10 protein-coding genes are annotated in these 16,010 nt (G+C 67.7%); 6 read left to right on the top strand and 4 right to left on the bottom strand.

Going from position 1 to position 16,010, the window contains the following annotated elements:
- Window positions 1-69 precede the first annotated feature (69 nt).
- The 5 genes from BDW41_RS12710 to BDW41_RS12690 all read left to right on the top strand — a co-directional run bounded on the left by BDW41_RS12710 (window position 70) and on the right by BDW41_RS12690 (window position 7,473).
- A complete protein-coding gene (locus BDW41_RS12710) occupies window positions 70-819 on the top strand; it encodes a DsbC family protein (RefSeq protein WP_074552291.1) in 750 nt (249 codons plus the stop codon).
- Window positions 820-998: 179 nt separating this feature from the next.
- On the top strand, window positions 999-4,859 hold the full coding sequence (purL, locus tag BDW41_RS12705; protein WP_074552292.1) for a phosphoribosylformylglycinamidine synthase: 3,861 nt from the start codon (window positions 999-1,001) through the stop codon (window positions 4,857-4,859).
- A 33-nt stretch (window positions 4,860-4,892) separates the two neighbouring features.
- Window positions 4,893-5,627, top strand: coding sequence for a hypothetical protein (locus BDW41_RS12700; protein WP_074552293.1), 735 nt, complete (start codon window positions 4,893-4,895; stop codon window positions 5,625-5,627).
- Window positions 5,628-5,674: 47 nt separating this feature from the next.
- Window positions 5,675-6,583, top strand: coding sequence for a glycosyltransferase family 2 protein (locus BDW41_RS12695; RefSeq protein WP_233496864.1), 909 nt, complete (start codon window positions 5,675-5,677; stop codon window positions 6,581-6,583).
- Window positions 6,580-7,473 (top strand): DMT family transporter, encoded by an 894-nt coding sequence (locus tag BDW41_RS12690; RefSeq protein WP_074552295.1) that lies wholly within the window; start codon window positions 6,580-6,582, stop codon window positions 7,471-7,473. The genes BDW41_RS12695 and BDW41_RS12690 overlap by 4 nt, the downstream gene beginning before the upstream one ends.
- A gap of 3 nt (window positions 7,474-7,476) precedes the next feature.
- Here BDW41_RS12690 and BDW41_RS12685 read toward each other — a convergent pair whose 3' ends face one another.
- The 4 genes from BDW41_RS12685 to BDW41_RS12670 all read right to left on the bottom strand — a co-directional run bounded on the left by BDW41_RS12685 (window position 7,477) and on the right by BDW41_RS12670 (window position 14,279).
- Window positions 7,477-7,992 carry a DUF2127 domain-containing protein gene (locus tag BDW41_RS12685; RefSeq protein WP_199535334.1) on the bottom strand — a complete coding sequence of 172 codons (516 nt, stop codon included), beginning with the start codon at window positions 7,990-7,992 and terminating at the stop codon, window positions 7,477-7,479.
- A 355-nt stretch (window positions 7,993-8,347) separates the two neighbouring features.
- On the bottom strand, window positions 8,348-8,542 hold the full coding sequence (locus tag BDW41_RS12680) for a YbdD/YjiX family protein (RefSeq protein WP_074552301.1): 195 nt from the start codon (window positions 8,540-8,542) through the stop codon (window positions 8,348-8,350).
- A gap of 10 nt (window positions 8,543-8,552) precedes the next feature.
- Window positions 8,553-10,628 carry a carbon starvation CstA family protein gene (locus BDW41_RS12675; RefSeq protein ID WP_074552296.1) on the bottom strand — a complete coding sequence of 692 codons (2,076 nt, stop codon included), beginning with the start codon at window positions 10,626-10,628 and terminating at the stop codon, window positions 8,553-8,555.
- 141 nt (window positions 10,629-10,769) lie between these two features.
- Window positions 10,770-14,279, bottom strand: a complete 3,510-nt coding sequence (locus BDW41_RS12670) for a hybrid sensor histidine kinase/response regulator (protein ID WP_074552297.1) — start codon at window positions 14,277-14,279, stop codon at window positions 10,770-10,772.
- Between the two features lie 294 nt (window positions 14,280-14,573).
- Between BDW41_RS12670 and def the strand changes: the two genes are divergently transcribed.
- Window positions 14,574-15,113 (top strand): peptide deformylase, encoded by a 540-nt coding sequence (def, locus tag BDW41_RS12665; RefSeq protein ID WP_074552298.1) that lies wholly within the window; start codon window positions 14,574-14,576, stop codon window positions 15,111-15,113.
- The last annotated feature ends 897 nt before the right edge of the window (window positions 15,114-16,010 follow it).

The following is a 16,010-nucleotide window of genomic DNA, read 5'->3' as shown; positions in this document are numbered from 1 at the left end:
TCAGGTGCCTGTGCGAGAATGGCTTTTCCCCTGCGCCCCGACGGGGCCGCACGTCGATGAGGTCTTAAGATGTTCAAGAAATACTTGCTGGCCCTGTGCGTCGGCGGTTTGGCACTGAATGCCTGCGCGGCGACGGACAGCGCGGCGTCCGGCCCCGAAGCCACCATCCGCAAGGCGGTGCTTTCGCTGGTGCCCAACGCGAACATCGACTCGGTGCGCCCGGCGCCGATGCAGGGCTTCTACCAGGTCATCGCCTCGGGCCACCTGGTGTACGTGTCCAACGACGGCAAGTACATGCTCAATGGCGACCTGATCGACCTGAGCAAGAAGAAGAACATCACCGAGGACGGCTGGGCGGATTTCCGCAGGGCCGAGCTGGCCAAGGTGCCAGCCGCCGACCGCATCGTGTTCGCGCCGGCCAATCCGCGCTATCGCGTCACCGTCTTCACCGACGTCAACTGCGCCTATTGCCGCCAGCTGCATGAGCACATCGCCGATTTCAACAAGGCGGGCATCGCGGTGGAGTACATCGCCTGGCCGCGCGAAGGCGTGACCAACGAAGCGGGCAAGACCACCCCGACCTACAACGAGATGGTCTCGGTCTGGTGCGCCAGCGACCGCAAGGCGGCCTTCACCGCCGCCAAGCTGGGCAAGGCCCCCAAGGCCACCAATTGCCCGAACCCGGTCAAGGACGAGTTCGACCTGGGCGTGAAGCTGGGCGTCACCGGCACGCCGACCATCATCGGCGAGGACGGCAGCATGCTCGGCGGCTACGTGACGCCGGACGAGCTGCTGCGCGCGCTCAAGAGCGGAAGCTGAGCCCGTCGAGCCGGGGCATTGCGCCCCGGTTCGCGCAGTCACCAGCAAAAACAAGCGGTTGGAGCGTTCGGGTGGCCGGCCGCAAGCCTTGGCTGATGAATCCACCGGATGCTGCGTCGCGGCAGTCTTGATGCCGCTTGGGGTACAATAGGCGTTTTCGCCTACCTCCCGTTCCCCGCATGATCGCACTCGACGGGCAGAGCGCCCTCTCGCCTTTTCGCCTTGAACGCCTGAACGCACGCCTGGAGGCCATTCACCGTGGCACGCGTGTGCAGGCGTCGTGGTTCGTCTACTTCATCGATGCCGACCGCGCGCCGGAGGGCGAGCAGCACCGTCGCCTGCTGGAAGTGCTGGAAGCCAAGGAAGGTGCGCCGGAGGCCGCGTCCCTGTGGGTGGTTCCGCGCCTGGGCACGATCTCGCCCTGGTCCAGCAAGGCCACGGACATCCTGCATGGCGCCGGCTTCGACGTGCGTCGCGTGGAGCGCGGCATCGCCTGGCAGGTCGCCGGCCTGCCGATCGCCGGCACCGCCCAGTACGACGCCGTGCTGGCCGTGCTGCACGATGCGATGACGCAGTCGGTGCTGACCAGCCTGGACCAGGCCAAGGGCCTATTCCTCGGTGGCCAGCCCGGCCCGATTGTCCATATTGCGCTGGGCGGCGACGCCAAGGCCGCGTTGGACAAGGCCAACAAGGACCTGGGCCTGGCGCTGGCCGACGACGAGATCGACTACCTCGTCGCCCGCTACGCCGAGCTGGGCCGCGACCCGACCGACGCCGAACTCTTCATGTTCGCGCAGGCCAACTCCGAGCACTGCCGCCACAAGGTGTTCAACGCCAGCTGGACGCTGGACGGCGAGGCTCAGGACAAGAGCCTGTTCGGCATGATCAAGAACACCCACCAGCATTCGCCGGCCTACACGCTGTCCGCCTACAAGGACAACGCGGCCGTGATCGAGGGCTTCGAGGGCAAGCGCTTCTTCCCCGATCGCGACGGCGTATGGCGCGCGCATCCGGAGCGCATCGAATACGCGATCAAGGTGGAAACGCATAACCACCCGACCGCCATCGCCCCGTGGCCGGGCGCCGCGACCGGCGCCGGCGGCGAGATCCGCGACGAAGGCGCCACCGGCCGCGGCGCCAAGCCGAAGGCCGGCCTCACCGGTTTCTCGGTGTCGGACCTGCGCATTCCGGGCCTGCCGCGTCCGTGGGAAGTGGATCGCCCGCTGCCGCCGCACATGGCCACCGCGTTCGAGATCATGCGCGACGGCCCGCTGGGCGCCGCCGCGTTCAACAACGAATTCGGCCGCCCCGCGCTGGGCGGCTATTTCCGCACCTACGAGCACGAAACCGGCGAAGCCGGCGTGCGCCGCGGCTACGACAAGCCGATCATGATCGCCGGCGGCCTGGCCAACATCCGCGCCGGCCACGTGCAGAAGCGCGACGTGCAGCCTGGCAACAAGGTGATCGTGCTGGGCGGCCCGGCCATGCTGATCGGCCTGGGCGGCGGCGCCGCCTCGTCGGTGGCCTCGGGCACTTCCAGCAAGGAACTCGACTTCGCCTCCGTGCAGCGCGACAACGCCGAGATGGAGCGCCGCGCGCAGCAGGTCATCGACAGCTGCTGGGCGCGCGGCGACGAGAACCCCATCGTCAGCGTGCACGACGTGGGCGCGGGCGGCCTGTCCAACGCCATTCCGGAGTTGTTGAACGACGCCGGCGTGGGCGGCCGCATCGATCTTTCCCGCGTGCCGTGCGACGACCCCTCGCTGTCGCCGATGCAGGTGTGGAGCAACGAATCGCAGGAGCGCTACGTGCTCGCGATCGGCGCCGAGGATCTCGCCGAGTTCGAGGCATACTGCAAGCGCGAGCGCTGCCCGTACGCCGTGGTGGGCGAGGCCACCGCCGAGCGTCGCCTGGTGGTGCACGATCCGCGCACCGACACGCAGGTGATCGACCTGCCGATGGACGTGCTGTTCGGCAAGCCGCCGCGCATGCATCGCGATGCCAAGCGCCTGAAGCCGCGCGTCGACCTGGTGCCCGATCTCGCCGGCATCAGCATGGACGAGGCGCTGATGCGCGTGCTGCGCCTGCCTACCGTGGGCAGCAAGAGCTTCCTCATCACCATCGGCGACCGCACCGTCGGCGGCCTGAATGCGCGCGATCCCATGGTAGGCCCGTGGCAGGTGCCGGTGGCCGATTGCGCCGTCACCATCACCGACTTCGACAGCTACACCGGCGAGGCGATGGCGATGGCCGAACGCGCGCCGGTGGCGCTGCTCAGCAGCCCCGACGCCGCGCGCCTCGCCGTGGGCGAGGCCATCACCAACCTGGCCGCCGCGCCCATCGCCTCGCTGGGCGAAGTGCGCCTGTCGGCCAACTGGCAGGCCGCGGTGAATTTCCCGGGCGAGGACGCCGCGCTGTTCGACGCCGTCAAGGCGGTGGGCATGGAGCTGTGTCCGGAGCTGGGCATCTCCATTCCGGTCGGCAAGGACTCGCTGTCCATGCAGACCGTGTGGAAGGACGGCGACACCACGCAGCGCACCGTCTCGCCGGTGTCGCTGGTCATCACCGGCTTTGCCCGCGTCACCGACGTGCGCCGCACGCTGACGCCGCAGCTGCGCCTGGATCACGGCGATTCCGAATTGTGGCTGCTCGACCTGGGCGCCTGCCGCGACCGTCTCGGCGGTTCCTCGCTGACGCAGGTGTTCAACCGCGGCGGCGGCGTGCCACCGGACCTGGACGATCCCAAGCGCCTGAAGTCCTTCTTCGAGCTGGTGCAGGAAGCGAACGCGAACGGCCTGCTGCTGGCCTATCACGACCGTTCCGACGGCGGCGCCATCGTGACCCTGCTGGAGATGGCCTTCGCTGGGCACTGCGGCCTGGAAATCCATCTGGACGGCTGGGCGGAAGCCACGCTGCGCGCGCTGTTCAACGAAGAACTCGGCGCCGTTGTGCAGGTGGCCACGGCCAACCGCGAAGCGTTCGAGTCGCTGCTGGTCAAGCACGGCCTGACCAGCATGGCGTACCGCATCGGTCGCCCGAAGGAAAAACTCGGCATCAAGCTGTTCCAGAACGGCGACACACTGTTCAAGTGGAACTGGCGCACGCTGTTCCAGGCCTGGAACGAAACCAGCCACGCCATGCAGCGCCTGCGCGACAACCCGGTGTCCGCCGATGCGGAAAACGAATGGCGCCTGGACGATGCCGATCCGGGCATCAGCCCCAAGCTCACCTTCGATCCGCATGAAGACATCGCCGCGCCCTACGTCAGCCGTGGCGCCAAGCCGCGCGTGGCGGTGCTGCGCGAGCAGGGCGTGAACGGCCAGGTGGAAATGGCCGCCGCGTTCACCCGCGCCGGCTTCGATGCCGTGGACGTCCATATGTCCGATCTCGCCAGCGGGCGCATCAAGCTGGCCGACTTCAACGGCTTTGCGGCGTGCGGCGGCTTCTCCTACGGCGACGTGCTCGGCGCGGGCCGCGGCTGGGCCACGTCCATCCTCTACAACGAATACCTGCGCGCGGAGTTCAGCGCGTTCTTCGACAACAACCTGCGTTTCGCGCTGGGCGTGTGCAACGGCTGCCAGATGATGAGCCAGCTGAAGGACATCATCCCCGGCGCCGCGCACTGGCCGAAGTTCCTGCGCAACGCGTCGGAGCAGTACGAGGCGCGCGTGGCGACGCTGGAAGTGCTCGACTCGCCGAGCATCTTCTTCAAGGGCATGGCTGGTTCGCGCATTCCGGTGGCCGTGGCGCACGGCGAAGGCCGCGTGAGCTTCCCGTACAGCTGCAGCCCGTCGAAGGCCGGCGCCGCGCTGCGCTACGTGGACAACCGCGGCAAGCCGACCGAGGACTACCCGCTGAACCCCAACGGTTCGCCGGGCGGCCTCACCGGCTTCACCGCCGCCGATGGCCGCGTGACGATCATGATGCCGCACCCGGAACGCGTGTTCCGCAGCGTGCAGATGAGTTGGCATCCGGAGAAGTGGGGCGAGGATTCGCCGTGGATGCGCATGTTCCGCAACGCGCGGGCCTGGTGCGGCTGATGCAGTGCGGTCACGCTGGCCTGAGAGTCTAGCGTGGCTGCCTTCGCGCGCTGGCTGGTGCGCACCTTGCCGGCGGCGGCGTGGACCGTGGTGGTCGCGCTGTTGCCGTGGTGGATGGGCTTGTCGCTGGTGTTGCTGTCGGTGCTGGGCGCGGTGCTGTTCGACCGGCGCATCGTGCACTACGCGGCGTTGTGCCGTCGCGCATTGCGCTCGGGTCTGCCCGGTTTGTTGTTCGCGGTGCAGCGTGCCCTGGGGGGTGACCTGATCGCCTGGGGTGCGGCCCTGCTCGGTGCGCTGGTGGGTTTCTCGCTGGTGGTGTTGATGGAGTCGCTGCTCGATCACCGCGTGCGGCGCACGGCGCAGGCCAAGGTGTCGCCCGAGTGGAGCGAGCTGGCGATGGCGCCCGTCGGGCCGCCGGCGCACATCATCGAGCTGGCGCGGGCGCAGTGGCGCGAAGCACCGGGCGATGAGGAGCGCATGCGCTTCGAGTCGACCGGCGAGGGACGTGGGCGTTATGTCTTCGACCAGGGGCAGGTCATCGACAAGGCCAGCCCGCGCTACTGTTTCAGCCCTGGCGGCCGCTGGTTTGCCGCGGACCTGCCAGGCGGACGTGGCGAGGTGTTGTGGGATTCGCACAGCGGCCACACGCATCGATTGATGGGTTGGCAGCTCAGCGGTTGGGAAGGCGAACAGCCATGGTTGGCGCGAGGTAGCAACGGCGTGCCGACCGCCCTGCACGAAGTGCTGGGGCAGGGGCGACGGCGGTAGGGACCGGCATCATCCCTCGACGTACTGGACAACGCATACGAGTGGCTGTGAATACCGACGCATCTTCTTCCTCCTTGTCTTCCGTGTTGCCGGTCAGCGTGATCGTGGTGGCGGCCGACAGCGGCCCCAGCCTGCGCGACTGCGTGCGCCGCGTGCTGGCCTGCGACGTGCCGCTGGAAATGATCCTGGTCGACAACGCCTCGGCCGATGGCATCCCGCAGGCGATCGCCCGCGCGCACGAAAACGATGCGCGGCTGCGCGTGATCTACAACCACGCCAATCTCGGCTTCGGCCCCGCGATGAATCGCGGCGCGGCGCAATCGCACGGCAAGTCGTTGCTCATCCTCAACCCCGACTGCCTGATCGACAGCGACATCCTCAATCGCCTGCTCGCACAATTGGCCGCCAACCCGCGCGCAGGCGTGATCGGCGCGGTGGTGTGCGATGAGAACGGCGTGCCGGATCCGGCCTCGCGACGGCGCGATCCGCTGATGCGCCGCGCGCTGAATACGCTGCTCAACCGCAAGGGCGAAGGGATCAACATCGAAGGGCCGATACCGCATGCGCTGATCGAGGCCGAGGCCGTGTCCGGCGCCTTGATGCTGATGCCGCGCCGCGTGTTCGAGTACCTCGCCGGTTTTGACGAAGACTATTTCCTGCATTGCGAAGACCTGGACCTGTGCCGCCGCGTGCGCGACGCAGGCTACAAGGTGTTGCTGGCCGGCGACGTGCGCGTGCTGCACGGCAAGGGCAGCTCCAGCCGGCATCGGCCGGTGTTCGTGAGCCGGCACAAGCATCGCGGCATGTGGCGCTGGTTCCGCAAGTTCGATCCCGATGCGCGCAAGCCATGGGTGGCGGCCGTCGTGTGGCTGGGCATCTGGTCGCATTTCCTGTTGCAGATTCCCGGCCAGCTGTGGCGGCTCGCCACGCGCAAGCGCACGAAGGACGCCGCATGAACCGGGCGAAGGCATCGGTTCCGGCCACGCTTGGGCTGATCGCCGTCACCGCGGTTTGGGGTTCCACCTTCTTCCTGATCAAGGATCTGGTGGATCGCATGGCGGTGGCCGATTTCCTGGCCGTGCGCTTCCTTATCGCCGCGCTGTCGATGGCGCTGCTGTTTCACCGGCCGCTGCTGCGCCTGAGCCGGCGCGAGTGGTGGCAGGGCATCGCGCTGGGCGCGGTGTATGGCATTGCGCAATTGCTGCAGACCTCGGGCCTGGAGCACACCTCGGCCAGCATCAGCGGCTTTGTCACCGGCATGTATGTCGTGGTCACGCCCCTGCTCGGCACCGTGCTGCTGCGCCAGCGCCTGCCGCCGGTGACGTGGATCGCCGTGCTGCTGGCGGTGGGCGGTCTTGGTTTGCTGGCGCTGCACGGTTTCAGCATCGGCTACGGCGTGTGGCTCACGCTGGCGTCGGCCGCGTTGTACGGCCTGCATATCGTGGGCCTGGGCGCGTGGTCGCGCCCGGGCAGCGCGTTTGCCCTCTCCACCGTGCAGATGATGGTGATCGCCATCACCTGCCTGCTGGCGACCTTGCCCAAAGGCCCCTCACTGCCGCCTGACGCAGGCGCCTGGGCCGCCGTGGTCTATATGGCGCTGGTGGCGGGCGCGGGCGCCATGCTGGTGCAAACCTGGGCGCAGGCGCACCTGTCGCCCACGCGCGCCGCCATCGTGATGACGCTGGAGCCCGTGTTCGCCGCCGGCTTCGCCGTCACCTTCGGGCATGACGCGCTGACCTGGCGCATGCTGGCGGGCGGCGCGCTGGTGCTGGCGGCGATGTACCTGGTGGAGCTGGCGCCACGCAGCAGCGCGGTGCAGGCGGAAGGGCTGCACCACGAGGTCTGAGGTTCAGTCCTTGCGCTTGGGTGGATGCGGCTGCATCGCGATGCGTACCAGGTAGATCACGATGGCCACGTTGGCGACCAGCGCGCCCAGCTTGAGCCATCCAAACTTGTGCACGGTCTCGTAGAGCTCCAGCGGAATCAGCGAGCCGGTGGCGATCACCGTGAACCATTCGGCCCAGTGCTTGCGCAGCCACAGGCCCGTGCCTTCGGTGGCGAAGATGGCCGCATACGCGAGCGCCACTAGGCCGATGGCGACGAACTTGCTCGGGCCCAGCGATTGCAGCAGTTCCACCAGTCGCCAGCGCAGGCCGTTGCTGTCGGTCAGCGACAGGTGTTCCAGCCAGTGCACCAGCTTTTCGAAGTTCTGCTCGCGGTCCAGATGGAAGGCGAACGCCGCCACCAGGATCAGGCAGACCGTCTTCACCGCCTTGTAGATGGCGATGATGCGCAAGCCCAGGCTGTGCTGGGCCTCGATCTCCGAGGAGGGCTGCAAGTGCGGGTGGTGATGGTGTTCGGTCATCGGAAGTCGCGGGGTGACGAGCGGCCATGATCGCCGCGGGATGATGAAGCCCTGGGGAACCCACAGCCTAAGGCATGGCACGTTGTTCAGAAACAACAAAGGCCATGCCGTGGGGCATGACCTTTGGGCAGTTCGGCTATTAAGCCGATGCCACCGCCCAGGGGCGGGAGTCCGCCGTAACGCTTCAATTCCCCTCACCGTCATCCCCGCGAAAGCGGGGATCCAGCGACTTTAAGGCTCTGGCCGAGGGGACCCAGAAAGGCACTGGATGACCAGCCTTCGGCTGTTGATGAAGCGCCTCCCGCCTTCGCGGGGACGACGGTGAGGGACCATAGAGGGTTTCGGCAGCAGCTTTTCAGCAGCAGCGCCCACCCGTCCCCTTGTAGCGGGCGATCTGGCGTTCCCTGAAGAACTCCTTGTAGCTGGGCACCGGGCGCTCGGGGTGGTGCTCGCGCAGATGCTTCACGTACACGTCGTAATCGGGAACGCCGCAGCAGAGGCGGGCGGTCTGCACCGCCCACTTCCGGATCGCCTGCAGCCTTGCGTTCATGCTCATGCCCTCAGTGGGTGCTCACGGTGCCCAGCGCCACGTACGGCTCTTCGTGCGCGGTGGGATGGTTGATGCCCCATGCCTTGACGATCGCGCGGATGGCGAAGCCCAGCATGGTCAGGATCAGCAGCATGAAGATGCCGGTCAGCGCGGCGTCGACATAGTTGTTGGTGACGATGCGCTGCATCTCCTCCACCGACTTGGCCGGCGCCAGCAGCTTGCCGTCGGCAGCGGCCTGCGCGTACTTCTGCGCGGCGGCGGTGAAGCTGATCGGGCCGGTGAGCTTTTCCCAGCCCGCGGTGAGTGTGCACACCACCAGCCAGATCGCCGGAATGCCCGGTACCAGCACGTAGCGTTCGCGCTTGAGCTTCACCGTGACCACGGTGGCCAGCATCAGCGCCACGGCCGCCAGCATCTGGTTGGCGATGCCGAACAGCGGCCACAAGGTATTGATGCCGCCGAGCGGATCGACCGCGCCCTGGTACAGGAAGTAGCCCCACAGCCCCACGCAGATCGCGGTGGCGAGCAGATTGCCTGTCCACGACTCGGTGTGCTGCAGCGGCTTGTGGATGAGGCCGGCGATCTCCTGGATCATGAAGCGACCCACGCGCGTGCCGGCATCCACCGTGGTCAGGATGAACAGCGCTTCGAACAGGATGGCGTAGTGGTACCAGAACGCCATCATGCCTTCGCCCGGGATGATGCCGTGCAGCAGCTGGGCCATGCCTACCGCCAGCGTCGGCGCGCCACCGGCGCGGCTGAGGATGCTCTTCTCGCCGATGTTCTGCGCGGTGTTGAGCAGTTCGTCCGGCGTCACCACGAAGCCCCATTGGCTGATGACGGTGGCGGCATGTTCCGCCGTGGTGCCGATCAGCGCGCCGGGCGAATTCATCGCGAAGTACACGCCCGGATGCAGCGAGGCCGCCGCGACCAGCGCCATGATGGCCACGAAGGCCTCCATCAGCATGCCGCCGTAGCCGATCATGCGCGCCTCGCCTTCATTGGCGATGAGCTTGGGCGTGGTGCCCGAGGCGATGATCGAATGCCAGCCCGACACCGCGCCGCAGGCGATGGTGATGAACAGGAACGGGAACAGGTTGCCCTGGAACACCGGGCCGGTGCCGTCGATGAACTTGGTCACCGCCGGCATCTGCAGCGTCGGCGCGGCGAGGAAGATGGCCAGCGCCAGCAGCAGGATGGTGCCGATCTTGAGGAAGGTGCTGAGGTAATCGCGCGGCGCGAGCAGCAGCCACACCGGCAGCACCGAGGCGCAGAAACCGTAGGCGATCAGCAGCCAGGCCAACGCCTTGGCATCAAAGTCGAACACCGCGGACCACGTCGGCGAGGCGGCGACGTGCGAGCCGAACCAGATCGAGGCGAGCAGCAGGATCAGGCCGATGATCGACACCTCCAGAATCCGCCCCGGCCGCAGCCAGCGCAGATAGACGCCCATCAGCAGCGCGATCGGGATCGTCGCCGCCACGGTGAAGGTGCCCCAGGGGCTGTGCGTCAGTGCCTTGACCACCACCAGCGCGAGCACCGCCAGCACGATCATCATCAGCACCAGCACGCCGAACATGGCGACCACGCCGGCCACCGGGCCCAGCTCGTCGCGCAGCATGTTGCCGAGCGAGCGGCCGTCGCGGCGCACCGAGAGGCCAAGAATCATGAAGTCCTGCACCGCGCCGGCGAACACCACGCCGAACAGGATCCACAAGGTGCCGGGCAGATAACCCATCTGCGCCGCGAGCACGGGGCCCACCAGCGGGCCTGCGCCGGCGATGGCGGCGAAGTGGTGGCCGAACACCACCCACTTGTCGGTCGGCACGTAGTCCAGGCCGTCGTTGCGCAACACGGCCGGCGTGGCCCGGCTGGGGTCCATGCGCAGCACTCTGTCGTTGATGAACTTGCCGTAGAAGCGATAGCCGATCACGAACACCGCGATGGCCGCGGCCACCAGCCAGATGGCGTTGATCGGTTCACCACGGCGCAGCGCGACCACGCCCAGACACCAGGCGCCGACGATGGCGATGGCGGCCCACAGGATCTTTCCCGCGGGGCTTGGTTTGACGACGACAGTAGACATTCGCGTTGGCTCCTGGGAGATCCCTCTCAAGAGTCGTCCGCCCCGCGGCGGGGGTCAACGCCATTGTGGACCCGCGCGCATTAGCTATTGGTCGAATGCGCGTGGCGCGCGCCCGTGCTGCAATGCGGCGATGCGCGCCGCTCAGGCCGGTTGCGGCGGGCGTACGGCCGCGGCCAGCGCCTTGGCCAGCTGGTCGCCATGCAAGGGCTTGCGCAGGAAGCCGTCCATGCCGGCCTCGCGCGCCCGCGCTTCTTCGTCGCCGCCGGAGCGCGCGGTGATGGCGATCATCGGCAGATGCTCGCCCTCCTGCTCGCGCGAGCGCACCAGGCGCGCCCACTTGAAGCCGTCGACGCCGGGCAGGTCCAGGTCCACCAGGGCGGCGTCGTACAACTGGTGTTCCATCGCCTGCAGCGCGCGCAGGCCGTTGGGCACGTGGTCGATCCGGTGGCCCTGGGCTTCGAGCAGGCCGGTGATCACGGCCGCCACCGTCAGGTCGTCTTCCAGCAGCAACAGCTGCAGGCTGGGGCCGCTCACCGCCGTGGCGTCGGCCGATGGCATGTCCACGTGGCCCTCCACGGCCGGCAAGGGCAGTTCCACCCGGAACGTGCTGCCCTTGCCCAGGGTGGACTCCAGGCTGATCTGGCCACCCATGAGGGCGGTGAGCTCGCGGCAGATGGCCAGGCCCAGGCCGCTGCCGGAGCCGCGCTGCGGGCTGTCCAGCTGCTCGAAGCGCTTGAACAGGCGCGCCTGGTCGGCGGCCGAGATGCCGGGGCCGGTATCGCTCACGGTGTAGCGCAGCATCCCTGAGGACATGTCCAGGGCCAGCCGCACTTCGCCGTGTTCGGTGAACTTCAGCGCGTTGCCGCTCAGGTTGAGCAGAATCTGCTTGATGCGCACCGCGTCGCCCAGCACTTGCGATGGCACGTCGTCGGCGACCTCCACGCGCAGCGCCAGCCCCTTGTTCACGGCGCGGCCGCGCTGCAGTTCGGCCACGTCGCGCAGCAGCGAGCGCGGATCGAACGGCGCCGGCGTGAGCTGCAGGCGGCCGGCTTCGATGCGCGCCAGGTCCAGCGCATCGTTGACCAGGGTCAGCAGCACTTCGCCGGAGCGCTGGATGGTCTGCACGTAGTGCTTTTCGGTCGAGCCCAGCGGACGGCTCAGCAACAACTCCGCCATGCCGAGCACGCCGGTCATCGGCGTGCGGATCTCGTGGCCCAGCTCGGCGAGGAAGCGCGTCTTCGCTTCGCTCGCGGTCTGCGCCAGGCGATGTTGCTGCGTGACCAGTTCCAGCTGCATGCGCTGGCGCTGGCGGCGACGCAGCGCGAGCAGCACGGCGGTGAGGACCAGGCCGATCAGCAGCGCATAGGTCAGCCACGCCCACCAGCGCAGCCACGGCGCCGTATCGACATGCACATGCAGCGGTTCGGGCAGCTCGCCCCAGAGGCCATCCGGGCCCGCCGCCTGTACGCGCAGTTCGTAATCACCGCTGGGCAGCTGGGTGAAGCTGCGATCGGCGCGGTGGCCGGTGTTGACCCAGCCCTTGTCGAGGTCGTCGAGGCGGAAGCGATAGGTGTTGCGCTCGGGGGCGATGTAGGAGATCGCGCGCGCGGTGACGGTGAACTCGCGATCGTCCCAGGCCAGGTTCCAGGTGCCGCCGGTTTCGCCGAGATTCTCCACGCGGTCGCCGCGCCGCACGGTCACGCTTTCGAGGATCACGTGCGGCGTGCGCGCCGATTCGTTGATGTCGTCGGGCGCGAAGCCGACCACGCCGCCCTTGGTGGCCGCGTAGACGTGGCCGTCCGGCGTGTCGGCAATGCGGACGTTGGTGAACTGCCCCTCGACCAGGCCCTGGTCCAGCCCGAACTCGCGCACCTTGCCGGTGCGCGTGTCGTAACGCCACAAGCCGCTGCGCGCGAAGAACCACACGCGGCCCGCCTTGTCCCCGCGGATGCTGAGCATGTCGGAGACCGGGTGCTGCAGGTACAGCGGGTAGTTGCCCAGGCGCTTCGCCTGGCCACCGTCCAGCTGGTAGTGGTTGAGGTTCTCGCCGTCGAGCACCCACAGCTGGCGATCGCGCAGGTCGACCTGGGTCGCCGCGCCCCGCTGCACGCCCTCGACAAAGCGCGCCTGCGCATCGCCCGGCACCCAGCGCAGCATGCCCAGGTTGGTGGCGATCCACAGGGCGTGGTCGTACCAGCGCATGTCGTTGACGCCGGCCTCGCCGGCCTTGGCCTCGAACAGCAGCGGCCGCACGGGCTTGCCGTTGGGGTCCAGCACGATCACGCCGTCCTCGTTCTGGAAATACGCCGTGCCGTCGTCGCCGAACTCGATGCGCTCGGGCCGATGCACGGGGACTTCGGTGAGCTTGCCGTGGTCGTAGATGTAGGTGCCGTCCATCGAGCCGAACCACAGGCGGCCCCGCGCGTCCTCGGCCATGCTGTAGATGTCGCGGCCCAGCGGCATGCTGAAGGGGATGTGCTCGGCCTTACCGGTGGCGAGGTCCAGCCGGTCCAGCGCGCCGTTCTTCACGCCCACCCACAGGTGGTCGTCGCCGCTGGCGGCCACGGCGCTGTAGTAGCCGGGGCCGAGGCTGTCGGGACTCTCCGGAATATGCGTGAAGAAGCGCATATCGCTCCAGTCCGGCGGCAGATAGCTCAGCCCGTTCAGGGTGCCGGCCCACAGGCCGCCCTCGTGGTCGACCACCATGTCGTTGACGTCGGTATCGGGCAGCCCGTGCCGCAGCAGCGGCTGCGACTGCACGTGCTGGAAGCGGCCATCCGCATGGCGCAGGTACAGCCCGATATTGGTCGCCACCCACAATTGACCCTTGTGGTCGGTGGCGGTGGCGAACACGCTCTGCCGCGGCAGCTGATCCGGCGCCACCAGCCTCGCCACGCCGCTGGAACCCAGGCCATAGAGCCCGAAGTTCGTGGACATCATCAGCATGTCGCCCTCGCGCCGCAGCCGGAACGGACGCAGCGGCTTGTCGCGATAGGCATCGTCGGGCCGCTCGATCGGCACGTGCTGGATGCGGCCGTCCGGCAGGATGTGATCCACGCCGCCGCGCGCGCCCACCCACACGCTGCCGTCAGGGTCGGCCAGCAGCGAATAGACGACGTCCGAGACTAGGCTATCGGGGTCGGCCGGGTTGCTGCGGATGTGATCGAAGCCGCGGCCGTCCTTGTGCAGGCGGTCGACGCCCACATCGAAATGGCCAACCCACAAGGGGCCACCGTTCGGGCTCTGTGCGATCGCCGTGACGTCGTCGCTGCCGGGCGAGGCGGGGTCGGCCGGGTCGTGGCGCCAATGCTGGAAGTTGTCATGCACCGGGTCGTAGCGCAGCAGGCCCTCCTGGCCGCCGCCCCACAGCCGGCCCATCGGGTCCACGTACAGCGTGGCGAGGGCGACGGACGACATCGAGGCCGGATCGCGCGGATCGTGCCGCCAGACCTTGAAGCTGCCGCTGCCGTAGCGCACCAGCCCTGATTCGGTGGAAATCCACAGGTAGCCGTCGTGGTCGATCGCCAGCCCGTCGATATTGCTGCTGGGCAGCCCTTCGGGCATGTCGTAGTTGCGGAAGCCCGGCTCCGCCCACGCCGTGGCCGGCGTGGACACGGCCAGCGCCGCCTGCAGCAGCCAAGCCGTCAGCACCGCGCGGCCTCGCGGCTGGCATGGCCAAGGCCCCGCGCAAACGGCAGGGCCGTGCGCAAAAAGGCGGCTGGCGGCGTGGATGGCGGCACGTCGATTTCCCCAGGGGCGGTGCAGGAGCGAATGGGAGGATTCTCCCAGAGGGCGGCAGTCAGGATGTGAACAGCGTCGCGCAAGGGCGCCGATGGAATCATCCGGCGGCTTAACCGGCGATGTGCGGCGTTGCTGGTATAAGTCGCCCGATCTGCCGGACGGGAATATTCGCCCGTCCGGCACCCCGCTCCTGACGAGGTTGGCATGATCCGCGAAATCCTGAAGATGGGCGACCCGCGCCTGCTGCGCGTGGCCCCGCCCGTACCCGACGCCATGATCGGCAGCGTCGAGCTCGACGCGCTGATCGCCGACATGTTCGACACCATGCACGACGCCGGCGGCGTGGGCCTGGCGGCCCCGCAGATCGGCGTGGACCTGCAACTGGTGATCTTCGGCTTCGACCGCTCCGAGCGCTACCCGGACGCACCCGCCGTGCCGCGCACCATCCTGCTCAATCCGGTGATCACTCCGCTCTCGCAGGACATGGAGGAGGGCTGGGAGGGCTGCCTCTCCGTGCCAGGCCTGCGCGGCGCGGTGAACCGCTACACCTTGATCCGCTATCAGGGCGTGGACCCGAAGGGCGCACTGATCGACCGCACGGCGGAGGGTTTTCATGCCCGCGTGGTGCAGCATGAGTGCGATCACCTGATCGGGCGGCTGTATCCGTCGCGGATCACGGACTTCAGCAAGTTTGGGTATACCGAGGTGTTGTTTCCGGGGATGGATCCGGGGGCGGATGAGTAGCGCTTTTTGTCTTGGTTTCTTCGGGGCAGGTGGTGAGTCGTTGAGGCTTGAGAGGCGAGGAGATGAGTCCTTCCTCATCACTTCAAAAGAGTCGTCATTCCTGCGAACCCCGCAAAAGGGGCAAGGGCGCCGAGCGCTTTTCAATAGCTGAAGAGTTGGTCATCCAGTTTCGTGAGTGATCGGCTATCGCAACCTTGCCACGAGCCGACTCCCTCTCCCCGCTGGGGAGAGGGTTGGGGTGAGGGGGCGCTCTTGCCTCGCCACTTCAAAAGAGCCGTCATCCCGGCGTAGGCCGGGATCCAGTTTCGGTAGTGGTCGGTTATCGCATAGAGGTCATCGGCACTTTTTGGCGCTCCCGCGATTTGGCCGCCTACGCGGCGGGCGTTCCGAACCGCTGCCGCGGTCCGGGTCACTTTCTCTTGTTTGCCCAAGAGAAAGTAACCAAAGAGAAGGGCCCCCCGGAATCGGCGCCTATCGGGCTGAAGCCCGATAGGTACGCGGACGGGTTCCGGGCTTTTCGACGGGGCATTCTGCCCCGACGAAAAGTGCCTGGCATCCATGCCAGGCACCCCTGCGGGGCCTGATCTCCACCCGCCCGCCGCCTCATACGGGGACCCGGAAGATCAAGAGCGAGAGCCGACGGCTCGTGCCGCTGCGCGGCACATTGCGTCGTGGCAGGCGCGGAGCGTCTGTCCTGGAGCCTGTTCAAAATCTCCGGTGCGACACCGGCTCCCTCACCGTCATCCCCGCGAAAGCGGGGATCCAGTGTCTTTGCACCTTCTCGCAGCGCGTAAAGTCGCTGGATCCCCGCTTTCGCGGGGATGACGGTGAGGCGAAATGTGCACACGCGCGAGATTTGAATCAGCTCCAAAGGCAGGAATGAGGTTCCGTGTTGGA

This window comes from Dyella sp. AtDHG13 (assembly GCF_003201105.1).
Taxonomy (GTDB): domain Bacteria; phylum Pseudomonadota; class Gammaproteobacteria; order Xanthomonadales; family Rhodanobacteraceae; genus Dyella; species Dyella jiangningensis_B.
The sequence above is the reverse complement of the archived record's forward strand: the minus strand, read 5'-3'. Positions and strand labels throughout refer to the sequence as shown.

Excerpts from the sequence above, each read along its gene's own strand:
- BDW41_RS12680 (WP_074552301.1), bottom strand. The coding sequence starts at position 8,542 with ATGAACGCAAGGCTGCAGGCGATCCGGAAGTGGGCGGTGCAGACCGCC.
- BDW41_RS12675 (WP_074552296.1), bottom strand. The coding sequence starts at position 10,628 with ATGTCTACTGTCGTCGTCAAACCAAGCCCCGCGGGAAAGATCCTGTGG.
- BDW41_RS12710 (WP_074552291.1), top strand. The coding sequence starts at position 70 with ATGTTCAAGAAATACTTGCTGGCCCTGTGCGTCGGCGGTTTGGCACTG.
- purL (WP_074552292.1), top strand. The coding sequence starts at position 999 with ATGATCGCACTCGACGGGCAGAGCGCCCTCTCGCCTTTTCGCCTTGAA.
- def (WP_074552298.1), top strand. The coding sequence starts at position 14,574 with ATGATCCGCGAAATCCTGAAGATGGGCGACCCGCGCCTGCTGCGCGTG.
- BDW41_RS12685 (WP_199535334.1), bottom strand. The coding sequence starts at position 7,992 with ATGACCGAACACCATCACCACCCGCACTTGCAGCCCTCCTCGGAGATC.
- BDW41_RS12690 (WP_074552295.1), top strand. The coding sequence starts at position 6,580 with ATGAACCGGGCGAAGGCATCGGTTCCGGCCACGCTTGGGCTGATCGCC.